Below are 15501 nucleotides of genomic sequence, written 5' to 3'. Positions count from 1 at the left end.
AGCTACACTTTGGCTTATCCATACGCATAAAGCTATTAAATCTTGTGCTCGATACTTACTTGTTCGCTGTACAAACCCAGCATCTCTAGCTAGATTCTGTAAGGTATTTGGGGATAACAGACTCTGAATCTCCTGTGCAAATAGTTGTAGTTCGTCAGATACAGAAATAGACATACAAAAAACGCCATCCTTTCCTATGATTCTACAGAAAGAATAACGTATTTTATTCATTTTGAGGGTATTTCTTTTTATTAGCTTGATAGCGATGTGGTGGAACTCCTGTTTTTAAAAAATAAATATCACAAAATCAAAGTGTAAAATCACACTATTATAGACAAAAACACTCTTATAGTGTAAAATTACACCATAAGAAAAGGAGAGATATTATGGATAAACAAGAATTTATTCAATTAGTAAATGAAAAATTAAAACTTATTCGTATTGAAAATGATTTATCACAAGATAAAATGTCTGAAATTATCGGTTTATCCAAAAAAACCTTAATAGAAATAGAAAAAGGGAGACGCAGTCTCACATGGACAGGCGCAGTATGTGTGGTCACTCTTTTTGAAGATAGCGATATAGTCCATATGACTTTTGGAGACGATATTAACGAGATTATCAAAACAATTGCTTTTACAAATTATAATAATAGTTTCCCAAAGACTTTAGGAGGAAAACTATGGTGGCGAGAACTAAAAGAGTTGAATGGTTATAAAATACAACAAAACATCCTTTCTCAACATTACCGAATTTTAAACAAAGAAAATCATAGAATATGTAGTTCATTTGAATTAAATGAACTTGAAAAAAGATTTATAGAAATAACAAAATAATTATAATAGATTCACCTGAAAAAACTTATTAAGTAATCTTTGATTGATGTCACAGCAAAAATCTTAAATAAATTAAATTTTGGGGAGTAATTAAAATGAAGAAAATAACAATCATTTCGCGTTTAAATATTATAATAGCTAGTATGTTAATATTAAATTTATTTATTTTCACATCTCGAATGCGCTCTTTACCATGGTTTATTGAAGATGGTTGGGGATATTTAGGATTAGTTCCGACATCTTTTGTTTTATTAATCATCTTTTTAAAATCTTATCAGCTACATAAAAATAAAGAGATTAGTAATTCACAAAAATTTATTCCACTTGTTTCAGCAATATTTACACTCTTCTTTCTACTAATGCCTTTAAATGATTTTATGACTATATTTGCGCTTATAGTCAATGTAAGTATATTATGTTTTATATCCTTTTTGACAAATTCTAATTATAAATAAAATTATAGATAAAAAAGAGTTGTTCAATCGAACAACTCTTTTTTATCTATGAGAAATGCACTTCAAACGGTTCTGGTGCAAAGATTGCATTTATTTAAAAGAGGTATATATATATTCCTAATGGCATCTATTCTTATGCAGACATTCCGAATAGTTGATGAATAAACTTCACTTCATTCTGGACAGACTTGTCCCGTAAAATAAGTTGGCCTTTTTTAATGATATGCATCGCTTCTATTCCTGAAAGAATAGATTTAGCTGTACGAAAAGATTTCAATCCTAACATTGAACGAACTCTCTTTTTAATAAAACGATGATCTTGCTCTACAATGTTATTAAGGTATTTTACCTGCCTTATTTGGATGCCTACAGGCATCTTTTTCTCTGTCTTCAACTCTTCAATCGCTATAGGATAGGCCGGGTTTTTGTCCACTGTAATCACACGGGGCTTTGAAACATGAAAAAACTGCAAAGCTTTCTTGAAAAAACGCTTTGCACCCCATATCCATCAACTTAAGAAAAATAAATGTCCTCAAAACGAAAAAATGAGCTGACTTCTCAGAATAACTACCTGTAGAGAAAGAAAATTTTCATTTAGGGGGAACAATTAATTTCTTAACTTGACGGCGATGGGGTCTCGATAACGAAACGCGAATTTCGTACGTTAACAAAGTTCCTTAAACGACCGTTTTCGGTTCTTATAACGAAATCTTTGTTATATCAAGGGATATAGCCTTAGCGTACAATTTTCTCAAAATGATATGGTGACCTCATGTATAGTGTGCCCTACAGGTTAACTCTATTTAAAATTCTTTGCAACAAAACCTATAGATTTAATCCAACAGAATCAATTTTCACCAAAAAGGTCTGCTCAAGTATGAGCAGACCTTTTTTTATATGGTTTATCATGGGTTAGGTGCAACAAAGCGTTGCTTTTTCAGTGTCCTTTTCCATGATTTTTACATTTCCACTTTTATCGATTTTGTAGGGGATTTTATTTTTTTCTAATTTTTCAATCAGAATAGGATTCTTTGATGAACTGAAAATGATATACTCATTTTTTGTATAATTATTATAGTATATGATTATAACTAGGCATAAACATAAAAATACCAATCCTGAAAAAAGTATATAAATTTTTTTCATAATTTAGGTCCCCTCAAATTAATGGTTTATTGATTTGTCCACCAGAGTGACCCGTTAGAGTCATACTGATAACTAATATATTTTAAAAGTCCATTACGTATATCTTGTCTTAAATTATCAGCCATAGCTTGCGGACTTACAGACCAACCGTTATGCACTCTCCATTGATACATGTCGCGCCCTTTTTGATTATTATAGTAATCCATATCATGTTCTTTTTGAGGACCTGGATTATATCTTTCATGGTTATCTGCTACAATTTTAGCATTAGAGCAACCTATACTTTTACACATAAGAGCATTCCAATAGGAATGTCTAAATGCGTCCCCTTTTCCATTATGAGTACTGCTTGGATAATATGCTTTAGCCATATTAATAGCTGCATTAACATTTAATCTTGCTTGCCCACATTTATAAGCACCTATTGATCTCAGACATGCTTGCATTTCAGCACTTTTTCCTAAAGCACCTGCAATACTAGCACTACGTTTTACTCGTGTATTAGGATTGCTTTCCTTTTCAATTACTAACTCATCAAATCTTTTATTACCTTCTTCTTCATTTTGAATCTGACCGTTATCCATTTCTACAACCAACTGTTCAAAAGCGGCCATATAAGCTTTTTCATTGACTGGATCAGTTTCTGCTACTGCTGCATTACCTACTGTCATCGTTAAAAAGATACCAGATAGGAGTCCTAATACTGTTTTCTTAAACTTCAAATTCATGTCCTCCATACGTTTGTGATTTTCAGGTGTTTGATATACCCTTCCTTTTTTAAATTCTAAATATTATTAATAGAGTAAACAAGACTATTAATTAATATATCTAAATGTTAATATTAGATATCAAGAAGTTTATGCTACACGTTATTAAATACTTAGATGGTAAAGTTTCAAAAAGCATAAACAGGTGTCGCTAAATGGGGGAGCCATTTAGGCAGTGATTAATAATTTGTGTAATTTATTATACGTTGAAAAACCGAAGTCTGAACCAAGACTTCGGTTTCTTTTATATACAGATATGGAATCGATTCTGGGATTTAATTACAAATAAAAAGAACTCTATTCAAGTCGATACAGAGCGGCCTGACACCCAGATACAATTGGTAGCTAATTCGTTTCCAAAAAATTTTCGTTTTCTTTTTACAAAACCTAATTCTTTTGCGAGGTCTTCCAAAAGAGAAGGGGTTAAATGGCGGCGTAGCTCTTCAGCAAATAATTGTAGTTCATCTTGAATCGAAAGATTCATAAAAAACGACATCCTTTCTATCTAGCTTGTTTAGAAGGAATAACGTTTTTTTACTCTTGGTGGTAGTATAGATTCTTAAGTTGATGGACATGGGGTCCCGCCAACCAAATGACATAAAACCCACGATAAGACATTTTTTGGAAAATAAAAAGCCGATTTTCCTACGTTAGGGGTTACCATACATATCCATCAACTTAAGAACTCATTACAGCCAACTGTAGATGAATATTAATTATTTTTTCACTAGACTAACCCATACATGATAAAAATGTACATGACAAATAGAACCTATAGGGTCTGAATTTTTGATACTATGCAGCTCGATCTTGGCACATGGTATAATTGTATATGACACCTTACGAATAAAAAAGACCACCTCATATAAGATGGATTCCACTTTCTTGCTATTCAAAGAAATCATCATACCCCGCATTATAAATACCGATAACGGTTAGTTTGTACTCTTGATCTCCATATTTTTTTCTCTTCTCACGAACAACAGAGCTGTTTCAAAAGCTCCCTCTTAGCAGAAGTTTACTTTTGTGACAGCTCCAGTTACTCTATATATTATTTATTGCTTGTTTCTACTTGCTTGGCCTCTGTTGTTTCAGCAGCTTTTGTCAGCTTTCCTTCTTTTTCAAGCTGATCAATCAGTTCATCTAACGTGACCCCTTTTTCTTTAGCCATTTCTTCTAAGTTGACAGTTTCACTGGATTTTGAATCTGCCGCTATTTCGGTAGCCACAGTTGTTTCAGCAGCTTTTGTCAGCTTTCCTTCTTTTTCAAGCTGAGCAGTTAGTTCATCTAACGTGATCCCTTTTTCTTTAGCCATTTCTTCTAAGTTGACAGTTTCACTGGATTTAGTATTTTCCCACATGTCGTTGTTGCTCGCAGCATATACAGATCCTCCAACAACAGATAACCCTAGCACAAGTGTAGCAATTGTTAATTTTTTCTTCATATTAAATTCCTCCTAGAATGTTTTTAACCTCTACCATACGATAGATAGATTCTATAATATTACAATTGAGCCTGCTTGCCTGCATCCTTTCTATTTGATGTTACCAGTATATAAAAATCCATGTTAAATCCTTGTTAAGAGAAACACTTCTTAAAAATTCACAAAATAAGGCTTTAAATAAAAAGGTTCAACAACCATTCAAAGCCTTTTTCATTTTCTTATTTTATTTTACCAAGTGTAATTTCGAAACAAGTACCGCCGTTCTCATTATCCGTAACTACGATGTTTCCATTGTGCTTGGTTATGATATTTTGCACAATGGAAAGTCCTAAGCCTGAGCCACCCCATTCACGAGAGCGTGATTTATCCACTCGGTAAAACGGCTCAAATATATTCTTTTTTTCCTCATCGGGGATACCAATTCCCGTGTCTTTAATTTCAACCATTACCTGCTTTTTATCCGATTTAACTTTAATCATTACCTTACCACCGTCGATATTGTATTTAATACCATTTTCAACAAGGTTATAAAACGCTCGATAAAGTAAATCTATATTTCCGTAAACAACACTATCAGCGCAATCCAAATATAGTTTAACCTCTTGTTCATCAGCAATATGAGAAAGTTCGGAAACAATATCTTCAAAAACATCCTTCAAGCAGATGGTTCCATCCTCAAATCCATCATTCATATTTGTCATATCCAAAAGGGTAAATACAAGCTCAGATAATCGTTGTGTTTGCTTTTCAAAAACGTTAATGAGTGCATCATATTCTTCTGTAGAATGTGCGTTTTTCTTTTTAAATACATCAATCTTTGTTTTTAAAACCGCAAGTGGCGTTCGGAGTTCATGGGCCGCATTTGCAGAAAAGCGACTTTGCATCATAAAAGCATCGTTTAGCTTATCCGTCATTTCATTAAAAGACTGCGTTAGCTCAGCTATTTCATCATTGGTTAGTGGAATGTTCATCGTTTCTGATAGATTATGCACAGTCCTATTCTTAATTTGACTATTTAGTGTATCCAGTGGTTTTAACACTTTGCCTGATGCATAGTATGTCAATACGCCACCACCGAAAATGACTAAAAGCATATAAAAAACACTTTCAAACTGAAAATCCGTTCTTGCTTTTTGTGCATCTTCATTTGGTATAGGCATCATGACATTTGGTGGCGTTTGGTGATTGTCAATAACATTGCTATCTTCACCAACTTCTAGTGCAGGTAATAGAGAGGCTGCATCAATTCTTGTTGCCATTATACCAGCATAAAAATTTAAAATTAATGTAAGCCCTATACAACAAATCATTAATAAAATTATCATCACTGCAGTAAGTCGCAGCCGAATTGGAATTTTTTTAAACATCAAGCGTCACCATCATTTTTAGTAATAAAATAACCCTCACCAATCTTTGTACGTATCGGATCATAATCTAAAAGAGCTTTCATTTTTTTTCGTAATGTAGCTATATGAACTCGAATAGCACCACTAAAGCCATCGGCATTTCCATCCCAAATGTGTTCAATCAATTCTTCTTGACTAACAACTCGTTCTTGATTAAGCAGAAAGTATTCAAGCAATGCGAATTCTTTTTTTGTGAGAATCAGTTCTTTTTCATCCACAAATGCTGTGCGTTTTGATAAATCAATATTTATATTACCGCAAGATAAAAGGCTATTTTCCTGCACAAATTTTCGCCTTAATAAATTTCTTATTCTTGCTTCCAATTCCGCAAAGGCAAATGGTTTAGTTAAATAATCATTCGCACCAATATCTAAACCTTTAACTTTGTCATTTACGCTACTTCTTGCACTAAGGATTAATACTTTTAATTCTTTATTTTCTTCTCTTAACTTTTCTAAAACCTTTAATCCGTCCATTTTCGGAAGATTTAAGTCAAGTATTATTAAGTCATAATTTTCAACGTACGCCAGTTCATAAGCATCTTTACCATTACTACAGGTATCAACCGCATACCCTTCTATTCTAAGTCCCTCAGCGATAGCTTCCTGTAAATCCAACTCATCTTCAACAACAAGAATTCTCATACCTTAATCACCTCATTTTCATTATTATAAATAGTTGTGCGTTAAATCTATGTTAAGCAATTATTATCAAAAAATAGGGGCCACACTTATTGTCTATAAATTAGATCGTTTAGGAAGAAATCTTTCTGATATGATCCGTACTCATGAAAAACTTATCAAAAACGATGTTGGGGTCATCGCTATTAATGATAACATTGATACTCGTAAGAAAGATGACATGACTACTAAAGTAATGGTTACAATCTTATCTTTATTTGCTGATATTGAACGAAACTATATACTGGAGCGAACACAGGCTGGACGTATTAAATATGTAGAAAATGGCGGGAAACTGGGGAGAACTCCTAAAATCAATAAGTCTAAAACTGATTTGATACTCGAGTTACTTGATCAAGAAAAAACGAAACAGGAAATTGCTGATTTTTTAAATGTTGATAGAACCACCATTTATCGTACACTAAAACGAAATGGTTATTAGGAAAATCATTAATAACGAGTGCTATCTATGCATCTAATTTTGTTTTCAAAGAATATTTGGCCATAAAAAAACTGCACCTCTAATTGTTAGTTATGTCTAACAATTGAAGGTGCAGTTCACCAATGAGGTGCTACTTTTCTATCTATTTACACACGTACAGCTGTACCGCTTACCGCAACCATTAACATTCCGTCGCGAACCACTTCGTAGTCTACATCGATACCAACAATTGCATTTGCTCCTTTTTGCGTCGCAAGTTGTTTCATTTCGTCCATCGCAATGTCACGAGCTTCTTTTAATTTACTTTCATATGCACCAGAACGGCCACCCACAACGTCACGAACAGAAGCGAAGATATCGCGTACGATATTTGCACCCATAATTGCTTCACCGTTTACGATGTCTACATACTCAATAATTTCTTTACCCTGAATAGTATTAGTTGTTGTTACGATCATTATTAACACGCTCCTATAATCTCTGAAAATTTATTTTCGTTTCTTATAATCTTATTATTCATTTATACTTGAATCGTCTTTTTTGTATGTAAGATTCGCCCTTAACGTACAATATTTTTTTGTCGTGTCGAGCTAAATATAGCATACATACAACAAGGGAATGCAGTACATATCAGCATACAAGTATTCCCTTGTTATCATCATGTTATTATTTTAGTAGGGCATTTTATGTCCCCACTTGTCAAAGTGATAATCTTTACCGTCGATTTTAAACCAAGCGTCTGCATAAAGTGAACCATCTTCTCTAGCACAATACCAAAGGTATCCGTATGCAAGAGGAAAAGGTCTATATCCACCACCAACTTGGAACCATCCTGTTTTAGCTGCCCCATTCTCATCGAAGTAATAATATTTATTATCGATAGTTTGCCAGCCCGTTTGTGCTACGCCGTTATTGTCAAAGTGGTATAACTTACCATCTATTTTTTCGAACCCTGCTTTGTTAACTGAGCCGTCTTCATGGAAATAATATCTTTTTCCATCAATGTCTTCATACCTATTGAACGCATCATTGTAGCCATTTATGAAATAGTATCTTTTATCGCCTATCATTTTCCAACCGGTATAGAAAACTCCATCTTCTAAACTATAATATGCCTGGGATTTCCCCTTTTTGTTGATCCCTGTTTTCAAAATCGAACCGTCTTTATTAAATGCTAATATTTTGTTGTCAAACAGAACATTAATATCGCTGTTTATAGATTCTCCATTTAGATTAGAAACTCTCTCAAGCACACCTTTGTCGGAAAAGTGAAGGATGACATCTTGATCTTCTATACGTATTTCCTTTTTATTTGGCTCGAAGTTTTGGAAGTAATAAATTTTACCATCTATATCTTTCAAGCCTTCTTTAACAAACGCTCCAGAGGCATCAGAATAGTAAAGATTATCCCTCCATGCTGAGCGTTGCAAAACACCGTCATCATTAAAATGGTAGGGCTTATTGTCGATCCATGAATCAGAATTACCTCCCGAAACCATGTTGCCATAAGGCGGTGTAAAATAATAAGTCTTCCCTTTAATTTCTTGCCAGCCTGTCAAAAGGGCTCCATCAGCATCTGCAAAGAAATACTGATCATCTCGATTTACCCAGCTGTTCTTTATCACGTTTCCAGAGGAATCTTTTGCACTATATTTAGTAGGGTCCTTTTCGTGCTTTATCATCTCTATTTTGTCATACTTCTGTCTCTCATTTTCTTTACCCGGATACCACTCTATTAACCAATTGTTAATTTCATTGTTGCTTTTATCAGGGAATCGAATTTCAGATTTGAAACTCCAATCAGTAGCGAATCCATGAATGTTTTGATTACCAGCCAAACTTACTCCATTCTTATTTTTCAAATGGAACTGAAATTCATTTTTATTTGAATTGCCGGTCTGAACAAGTTCAAACACTTCATCATCGCCAAGCGAATCGGAATATTGAAGTCCGTTTCCTTCTTTTCCTGAAAGGTATTTTGAACCTGTTTTTACGATTACTTTATTCGTTCCTTTTTTATAAGGGATAATTTGATAAGATTTACCATCATTTAGTGTAGTAAATGGTAGTGCAATAGATGTCTCTAGGACGTTAACACGCTCCGCCAATACATCAGATAATCGATCATAAAAATCTGCACGAGCTTTAGGCTCATTATTAACATAACTGTCAAGAACATCTTTAGATACTGGCTTTGAAGTCAATGTTATCAATTGTTTTTGCTTATCTGATAATTTATTTTCTATCTGACCATATAGGTAATCCGAATTTCTAGCAACCACATCCCAATCTAGAGTCCAGCTTTCTGCATATTTTTTATAAAGTGGACCAAGAAATCTCGGGTTTTTACCAGATGCTTTTTCTACAAATGCATGTTGGCCTTGATTTATCACAACTCCGGTCTTTCCTTCGTCTAATTGTGCTTGTGTAATGTAAAGAAGATCGTGTTCTGAGACATTTGCTCCATTAGGGTTTAAATCTATAATTGCACCTGCTTCAGTAATTTTAAGCTGCTGCCCAGATCTTAGTTGATGAATTTCGATTCTTCCATTTGGATAGCGTACTTTAACTGGTTTAAGAAAATTCGAATCACCTTGTGTATGATACATGGAAATATTAAATTCCCCAGATGTAAAACTAGGAGCCTGGTAAGTTTCGTTTTCTGCATATACATCAATGTGAGTGCCAGGGTCTCGATCCCCTGGGCTTATTCCAAGTGCTTCATAAGTGTTTGCTACAGCACCTAATACAGTAATACTTATATCTATTACCGTACCTATCCCTGCGCTAGCTTTGTTTTCTGCAATCGGTGCCATAGAAAAAAGAATTCCTAATGCTGCTGTTGCAGGGATTACCTTCTTTCCAATCCCTACAGGAAGGACTTTTCGCATACTTTTTTTTGCTTTTCCATTCATAATTGTGCTCCTCACTTTGTGCTACCCTATTTTTTTCTATTTGTTAAACTGCATTTAACGTTCCGAAGTTTATCTTAGTATAAATACCTTTCAAAAGTCTTTCATAAATGTTACAAAAGTCTTACATTAATATCGTATAAAATTCCGAATTTTTTACGGTATTCTATATTTTTTTAGCTTGGCCCATACTCACTAACCGAAGATTTTTAAGTATCACCAAAACAAAATTTTTATTTTAATCGATACTAACTAAAAGGAATAGTTTGTCTCGTTCTTGTTATACAAAGGCCTTTTCTTCAGATATGTCATAATTACACCAATAAATAATAATAAAGGTGTAGTACCGGAAATTCCAAGTAAACCGAAACTATCATCAACAAACCTAGGTAAGAATAGCATCCTGGAGGAAGATATAAATAGTTCCAGTACGAGAGAAAATAACTGTACGAGTAATAATCTCACACTTATGTTTTTGAGATTCATGGTGTTAAGCTCTTCGCAAAAGTGTATTTTTAGACTATATGATCGGTGGTTTACTTATGTATCAATCCTTTTATTCTTATCGGTATGTCTAAGTTTAAGAAATTACTTACAAAAGTACTGAAGTGTTTGTATGAGAAGCAATGAAATGTTTTTGTAACATTTATGAAAGACTTTTGAAAGGGATTTAAATTAAGATAAACTTACCGATAAGAATGTAAATATGTTGGAAACAGTATAAATTAGAAAGTAAGGAGCACATCCATGAAGGAAAAGATAAAGAGATGTATAAAAAAAATTCCCCCTGTAGGAATAGCGATGGGGATCGTATTCAGCTTGAACCCATTTACAAAACATAAAGCGAAAGCAGACGTTGATACAAGAGAAACGATTCTTACAACATTTAGTGATACCTATGATACCTTTCTAAAAGAGCCTTTTGTTATTTTTTTATCTGAGCAAAGTGCTAAAAATGATTATCTAGCTAACAATGAAAACCGTGCTTACAAATCTCCTACTTTTAACAAAGGAGAATTTGGTATTAGTGTGTATGATTATTATAAAAACCAAAACTTTTCTAAGAGAATTAAACTTTTCTATAAAGATGGGAAAGTTGAATATAAAACGATAAAACATGGTCAACAACTTCTGATTAAGCAAGCTGGTATCATAGTGGACTTAAATCCTGATACCTCAGATCTAAATAAACATGCTATGTATTATATTACACAAAAACAATTAGATGAAGGGAATACTGGTATTGCGCTTACGAATTGGCAAACATATTACTTGAAAAGTGACAATAGTGGTCAAATGAATGGTCCTTTAGCTCTAAAATTTATTAGACAGGAGTTTCCAAATATAAAACCAGGTAGTGCTTCTTTTGACCTAGATAAACTTTTTTGTGCACTACCGGAAGAGAAACGAAAACTGGCAACGATAACTTCAAGTCCAGTAAAAGAATCTGGAATTTTTAGTTATACCTCTGCTGAGCTTGCTGAGATAAAGAGACATAAACTCGGCGTCGTTACACAGCATAAAAATGAATAATGTTCTTCTATTTCTGTGAAAATTAGAAACAGGGATAACGTCATGCGGACATGGGAGGATAGTACGAATATTTCTGCTTCATCTAATTGGATCCCAGAAGATAGGAGTATATTTATAATTATTCCAATTGAAAAAGGATCTAATAAGGTGTACATAGAAGCAAATACAACCTATCTTACATCTGCAAATGGTGAGGTGGGCGTTACAGGATTTCGCGCTTATGGACAAGTATGGACAAGTATGGACACTTGTTAATTGTCGATTTGAAAGCTTCTCTTTAAAAAATAACCACGGACAATATTTATCTGTTAATGATACAACTGTATGTCTTACTGACAAGCCTGATAAAAACACTATATTTGCCATTACTATTCAAAAAGATAAATGGAATGAGTGGTTAGCTAAATGGTATTCTGGCAAATAAAATGCAAGTTGATATAACCTCTAGAAGCTTTACAAACATTTTTAACGAGTAACGAACCAACAAGCCAATTTTCTGTACGTTAAGGAAATCGGCTACACAGATCCCTAAGTTGTTTTTAATCAAGCTTTATTTCAAACCAAAAATACTTCGCCCTTACGTTGAATACATATACTCAACGTAAGGGCCCTTTTAAATTCATATTTTAATTTTCTTGGTTAAAATAACGTATATATCTCGGCTGAACCCCTTATTCCCCCTTTTCGAGAGGATGGGCAAAAGATGCAATTAGTGCCGTACAATCAAACCATATTGCAGCAGGTATTGGTGAAGGGGAATTTGCTCCGGATATGAAAGTTACACGGGAACAGTATGCACAGTTTTTATATAATGCAATTTTAAATGAGCGATCTCATCAATAATAAGAAAATAAAGTTAAGTGTCATAATATAAGTTTATATTACTACTTATAAAAAATTATTTGATGCTACCCTTAGTTGACAAATAGCTCAAAAAAAGAACCCAATTAATAGGTTCTTTTTTTGATGTTGATTATTTTTGCTCTAAAATACGTTCAACCTCATCTATGCCTAATTTACTGGCTTTAGCAATCGTTCCAAGTGGTACACCAAGTTCATGCATACCTTTAATCATCTGTATTTTCCCTTGCTGAACCCCTTCTTGAATTCCTTCTTGAATTCCTTCTTTTTTCCCTTCATTACGAGCATGAGCAAACTTTGCAGCCTCATCCATTAAGGCCTTTTCTCTTGCTTCATATGCTTGACGGAAAGAAGAATCTTGACTCATACGTTCCCACTTATTCATTGCTTTTTGTAAAATCGGATCTTGGTTCATGGCAATGTCCTCCAATGTTTGTGTGAGATGTTCATCTTCATTCGCTGGTAATAATAATAACCAACGAACAAACGAATCTTCCCACGGATTGACTTTCTCTTCGCGCCATTGCTGTAGTAACTTTGGAATCTCTACAATATGAACTTCTATATCGTCACTTAATAACTTTTGTTGTTGCTGATTCCAAAGGATTCCTGTTGTATGAAACGCTTCATATTCTGGAAACATCACAAAGTTTAACAAGTTAATGGTAATCGTTTTATGAAGTGAGCTATAAGGCATTCCTTTTTGCAATTGAGAGGTGTATAACCTTCCCCAATAATACAAGCTTCGTTTGATCATATCGTGATTGTTATTCAATTGTATTTCTACATTTACCTTTGTTCCTGTATTTAATGTAGCCGAAATATCTAAAATCGATAATTTATCTTCTTCATATTCTCGATGTAAGTGTGGATCTTCTAATTGCAGGGAAACAATAGGTGATTCTAAAGAATCTTTTAATATGGCATTTAAAAAGGCAACTAAAATATCTTCATTCCCATTTGTGCCAAATAACTGCTTAAAGGCAAAATCGATACGTAAATTTACTAATGAATTGGACATGGTTTTCCTCTTCCTGTTTCAGACTATATCTTTACCTTTATTGTACATAAAAACAAAGTCAACATGCAAACAATCCCCTAGGATTTATATAGGGGATGCATACAAATATACCCAATAGATTATCGAAGACTATTTGGGGTCACCATATCATTTTGAGAAAATTATACGCTAAGGAATTTATAAACGTAACAAACCTTGATTTCATAGGGATATAGGTCTTTCCCGTGAACTACCCGCCACTTAGTAGCTCTTACGAGCTTACTTGAAGTGGGGGCTTCTCGGTTAGTCGTTACTTTTGATAGCTAACGAATTAGTCCTAAGACAACCGAGCTAACTCTGTAGACTTATGATGAAGAAAATTCTTACGTTGGTTCGCTACACGAATACGTTGTTTGTTCCAACGTTCTGAGCCTTTGCTAATTGGTCTAACATTTTACGATAGAACTTAGGATAATTGGCTTTCTCATCCTCAGAACTAACGTATAATCCATCCATTGTAAAGCCTAATCCAACAACTGTTTCTACTTCTTTTTGTACAATCTCTTTTTCGTATTCAATCAAGATGGACACATAGCCATACATTCTCATTTGTTATCTTTTTGTTACCTTCAGATGAGTCATCTATATGTTAAAATATTCATATTCCTCCTAATCAATTTATCCGATTAGGCGTGCCCTAAAGAGCCCCTATCTCTTTAGGGCTCTTTTCATTAAACCTATTATTCTATCTCATTTCTTTTCTCTATAAAGGGGTCCCACCACATCGCTATCAAGCTAATAAAAAGAAATGCCTCCTGAAATGAAAATATACGCTACTGTTTCTGTGTCTGACGAATTACAATTATTTGCTCAAGAGATTCAAAGTTTTTTATCTCCAAATACCTTACGGGATCTTGCTAGAGATGCTGTTTTTGTACAACGAACTAGTAAGTATCAAGCAAAAGATTTAGTAGCTTTATGTGTATGGGTGAGCCAAAATATAGCTATGGCTTCTTTAACTTAGTTATCTAGCTGTTTAGAAGCATCAACAGAAGTATTCATCATTCCTGAGGGACTGAATCAACGATTTAATAAGGCGGCCGTCCAACTTTTACAACACCTACTAGCCGAACTACTAAGCAAAAAATTGGCCGCATCTATGCCAATTTCTTCTCCATACACTTCTGTTTTCAAGCGTATTCGTATTTTAGATTCAACTGCATTTTAAGTGGACAGTTCCTACATATTCATACAGGTCCAGGTAAACAACATGATCGCACTTACGGCTTTCTGTGTGTCCCAACTGTGACAGCAAATGATTTATGTATCTGAGATTTAGGTTATTTTCATTTAAAAGACCTTCAATATATACAAGATAAAGAGGCCTACTATATCTCTCGTATCAAGTCGAATACACGTATTTATCAAAAAAATCCTAACCTTGATTATTTTCAAGACGGAAGAATTAAAAAAGGTACAGAATATATACAGATAGATATGGAGACGTTAATGAACTCCCTTCAACCAGGACAAACATGTAAAATAGCTGATGCTTATGTAGAAATGATTGATAAAGTGCCAGCTCGTGTAATTGTTCATCGATTAACAAAACAACAGCAACAAAAACGATTACAAGATCAAGCTGTACGAGAATTTTGGTTATCTACTATAGGAGAACCTTGATTTGTTGCTAAACGATTATTCGGATTCAAAAAGGGGAACCTCCTATATATATCTTGTGTATTTAGCATAGCAAGCCTAAAATACTCTGCAATAAATCCAATTGGACAATAAACAAAAGAGTCATAGCCTACTTTATATATATACCTCTCGTCAAGTTTTGTACATCTGATCAAATCCATGAATCTGGTGTATTCCCTACACTTCACCAACCAATTAGTAATCTTCTAAACTTGAGCATACTAATCACACATCTTTTCTGGAATTTAAGTTTCCTTATATTTCCGGATGTTAATCCGTAATGAGTATTCGTTCATCATCTGTAGGATTATTTAACAA

13 protein-coding genes and 7 pseudogenes are annotated in these 15501 nt (G+C 33.8%); 7 read left to right on the top strand and 13 right to left on the bottom strand.

Features of this window, described 5'->3' with window-relative positions; translation table 11 throughout:
- Positions 1-174, bottom strand: a pseudogene (locus EXW56_RS27285) (IS4 family transposase); the annotation flags it as partial.
- 212 nt (positions 175-386) lie between these two features.
- On the opposite strand from EXW56_RS27285, the gene EXW56_RS27280 reads away from it, so the two are divergent.
- On the top strand, positions 387-836 hold the full coding sequence (locus EXW56_RS27280; protein WP_002107148.1) for a helix-turn-helix transcriptional regulator: 450 nt from the start codon (positions 387-389) through the stop codon (positions 834-836).
- Positions 837-931: 95 nt separating this feature from the next.
- Complete coding sequence (locus EXW56_RS27275; protein WP_002107147.1) at positions 932-1291, top strand: hypothetical protein; 360 nt, start codon at positions 932-934, stop codon at positions 1289-1291.
- Positions 1292-1424: 133 nt separating this feature from the next.
- Here EXW56_RS27275 and EXW56_RS27270 read toward each other — a convergent pair.
- The 8 genes and pseudogenes from EXW56_RS27270 to EXW56_RS27240 form a co-directional block, all read right to left on the bottom strand.
- Positions 1425-1787, bottom strand: a pseudogene (locus EXW56_RS27270) (DDE-type integrase/transposase/recombinase); the annotation flags it as partial.
- A 416-nt stretch (positions 1788-2203) separates the two neighbouring features.
- The gene (locus EXW56_RS27265; protein WP_070129367.1) at positions 2204-2437 is read right to left on the bottom strand and encodes a hypothetical protein; all 234 of its coding nucleotides are present in this window, start codon (positions 2435-2437) and stop codon (positions 2204-2206) included.
- A gap of 26 nt (positions 2438-2463) precedes the next feature.
- On the bottom strand, positions 2464-3165 hold the full coding sequence (locus EXW56_RS27260) for a DUF6973 domain-containing protein (RefSeq protein WP_223260404.1): 702 nt from the start codon (positions 3163-3165) through the stop codon (positions 2464-2466).
- 207 nt (positions 3166-3372) lie between these two features.
- A pseudogene (locus EXW56_RS28180) lies at positions 3373-3459 on the bottom strand (IS6 family transposase); the annotation flags it as partial.
- Positions 3460-3511: 52 nt separating this feature from the next.
- A pseudogene (locus EXW56_RS27255) lies at positions 3512-3688 on the bottom strand (IS4 family transposase); the annotation flags it as partial.
- Positions 3689-4255: 567 nt separating this feature from the next.
- A complete protein-coding gene (locus EXW56_RS27250; protein WP_215558660.1) occupies positions 4256-4648 on the bottom strand; it encodes a hypothetical protein in 393 nt (130 codons plus the stop codon).
- 218 nt (positions 4649-4866) lie between these two features.
- Positions 4867-6015 (bottom strand): sensor histidine kinase, encoded by a 1149-nt coding sequence (locus EXW56_RS27245; RefSeq protein ID WP_215558659.1) that lies wholly within the window; start codon positions 6013-6015, stop codon positions 4867-4869.
- Positions 6015-6698, bottom strand: coding sequence for a response regulator transcription factor (locus EXW56_RS27240; protein WP_215558658.1), 684 nt, complete (start codon positions 6696-6698; stop codon positions 6015-6017). The genes EXW56_RS27245 and EXW56_RS27240 overlap by 1 nt, the downstream gene beginning before the upstream one ends.
- A gap of 49 nt (positions 6699-6747) precedes the next feature.
- On the opposite strand from EXW56_RS27240, the gene EXW56_RS27235 reads away from it, so the two are divergent.
- The gene (locus EXW56_RS27235) at positions 6748-7176 is read left to right on the top strand and encodes a recombinase family protein (protein WP_215558657.1); all 429 of its coding nucleotides are present in this window, start codon (positions 6748-6750) and stop codon (positions 7174-7176) included.
- Between the two features lie 146 nt (positions 7177-7322).
- Here the strand turns inward: EXW56_RS27235 and EXW56_RS27230 are convergent, their stop codons facing one another.
- Both EXW56_RS27230 and EXW56_RS27225 read right to left on the bottom strand, forming a co-directional pair.
- The gene (locus tag EXW56_RS27230; RefSeq protein WP_002035317.1) at positions 7323-7634 is read right to left on the bottom strand and encodes a heavy metal-binding domain-containing protein; all 312 of its coding nucleotides are present in this window, start codon (positions 7632-7634) and stop codon (positions 7323-7325) included.
- A 213-nt stretch (positions 7635-7847) separates the two neighbouring features.
- A complete protein-coding gene (locus EXW56_RS27225) occupies positions 7848-10091 on the bottom strand; it encodes an N-acetylmuramoyl-L-alanine amidase family protein (RefSeq protein WP_215597705.1) in 2244 nt (747 codons plus the stop codon).
- Positions 10092-10835: 744 nt separating this feature from the next.
- Between EXW56_RS27225 and EXW56_RS27220 the strand changes: the two genes are divergently transcribed.
- The 3 genes and pseudogenes from EXW56_RS27220 to EXW56_RS27210 all read left to right on the top strand — a co-directional run.
- On the top strand, positions 10836-11621 hold the full coding sequence (locus EXW56_RS27220) for a hypothetical protein (protein ID WP_215597704.1): 786 nt from the start codon (positions 10836-10838) through the stop codon (positions 11619-11621).
- Positions 11622-11663: 42 nt separating this feature from the next.
- A complete protein-coding gene (locus EXW56_RS27215; protein WP_215597703.1) occupies positions 11664-11876 on the top strand; it encodes a hypothetical protein in 213 nt (70 codons plus the stop codon).
- Between the two features lie 429 nt (positions 11877-12305).
- Positions 12306-12464 (top strand): annotated as a pseudogene (locus EXW56_RS27210) (S-layer homology domain-containing protein); the annotation flags it as partial.
- 130 nt (positions 12465-12594) lie between these two features.
- On the opposite strand, the gene EXW56_RS27205 reads toward EXW56_RS27210, so the two are convergent.
- Both EXW56_RS27205 and EXW56_RS27200 read right to left on the bottom strand, forming a co-directional pair.
- Positions 12595-13503, bottom strand: coding sequence for an Rpn family recombination-promoting nuclease/putative transposase (locus EXW56_RS27205; RefSeq protein ID WP_215597702.1), 909 nt, complete (start codon positions 13501-13503; stop codon positions 12595-12597).
- Between the two features lie 328 nt (positions 13504-13831).
- Positions 13832-14076, bottom strand: a pseudogene (locus EXW56_RS27200) (RNA-guided endonuclease TnpB family protein); the annotation flags it as partial.
- 226 nt (positions 14077-14302) lie between these two features.
- Between EXW56_RS27200 and EXW56_RS27195 the strand changes: the two are divergent.
- A pseudogene (locus tag EXW56_RS27195) lies at positions 14303-15135 on the top strand (transposase); the annotation flags it as partial.
- Positions 15136-15501 lie beyond the last annotated feature (366 nt).

The organism is Bacillus mycoides (assembly GCF_018742245.1).
In the GTDB taxonomy this organism is placed as follows: domain Bacteria; phylum Bacillota; class Bacilli; order Bacillales; family Bacillaceae_G; genus Bacillus_A; species Bacillus_A cereus_U.
Note: the sequence above shows the minus strand (reverse complement) of the source record. Positions and strands in the feature narration are given on the sequence as shown.

Bases quoted from the DNA above. Each gene is read 5' to 3' on its own strand.
- EXW56_RS27280 (WP_002107148.1), top strand. From the start codon at position 387: ATGGATAAACAAGAATTTATTCAATTAGTAAATGAAAAATTAAAACTT.
- EXW56_RS27275 (WP_002107147.1), top strand. From the start codon at position 932: ATGAAGAAAATAACAATCATTTCGCGTTTAAATATTATAATAGCTAGT.
- EXW56_RS27265 (WP_070129367.1), bottom strand. From the start codon at position 2,437: ATGAAAAAAATTTATATACTTTTTTCAGGATTGGTATTTTTATGTTTA.
- EXW56_RS27260 (WP_223260404.1), bottom strand. From the start codon at position 3,165: ATGAATTTGAAGTTTAAGAAAACAGTATTAGGACTCCTATCTGGTATC.
- EXW56_RS27250 (WP_215558660.1), bottom strand. From the start codon at position 4,648: ATGAAGAAAAAATTAACAATTGCTACACTTGTGCTAGGGTTATCTGTT.
- EXW56_RS27245 (WP_215558659.1), bottom strand. From the start codon at position 6,015: ATGTTTAAAAAAATTCCAATTCGGCTGCGACTTACTGCAGTGATGATA.
- EXW56_RS27240 (WP_215558658.1), bottom strand. From the start codon at position 6,698: ATGAGAATTCTTGTTGTTGAAGATGAGTTGGATTTACAGGAAGCTATC.
- EXW56_RS27235 (WP_215558657.1), top strand. From the start codon at position 6,748: ATGTTAAGCAATTATTATCAAAAAATAGGGGCCACACTTATTGTCTAT.
- EXW56_RS27230 (WP_002035317.1), bottom strand. From the start codon at position 7,634: ATGATCGTAACAACAACTAATACTATTCAGGGTAAAGAAATTATTGAG.
- EXW56_RS27225 (WP_215597705.1), bottom strand. From the start codon at position 10,091: ATGAATGGAAAAGCAAAAAAAAGTATGCGAAAAGTCCTTCCTGTAGGG.
- EXW56_RS27220 (WP_215597704.1), top strand. From the start codon at position 10,836: ATGAAGGAAAAGATAAAGAGATGTATAAAAAAAATTCCCCCTGTAGGA.
- EXW56_RS27215 (WP_215597703.1), top strand. From the start codon at position 11,664: ATGCGGACATGGGAGGATAGTACGAATATTTCTGCTTCATCTAATTGG.
- EXW56_RS27205 (WP_215597702.1), bottom strand. From the start codon at position 13,503: ATGTCCAATTCATTAGTAAATTTACGTATCGATTTTGCCTTTAAGCAG.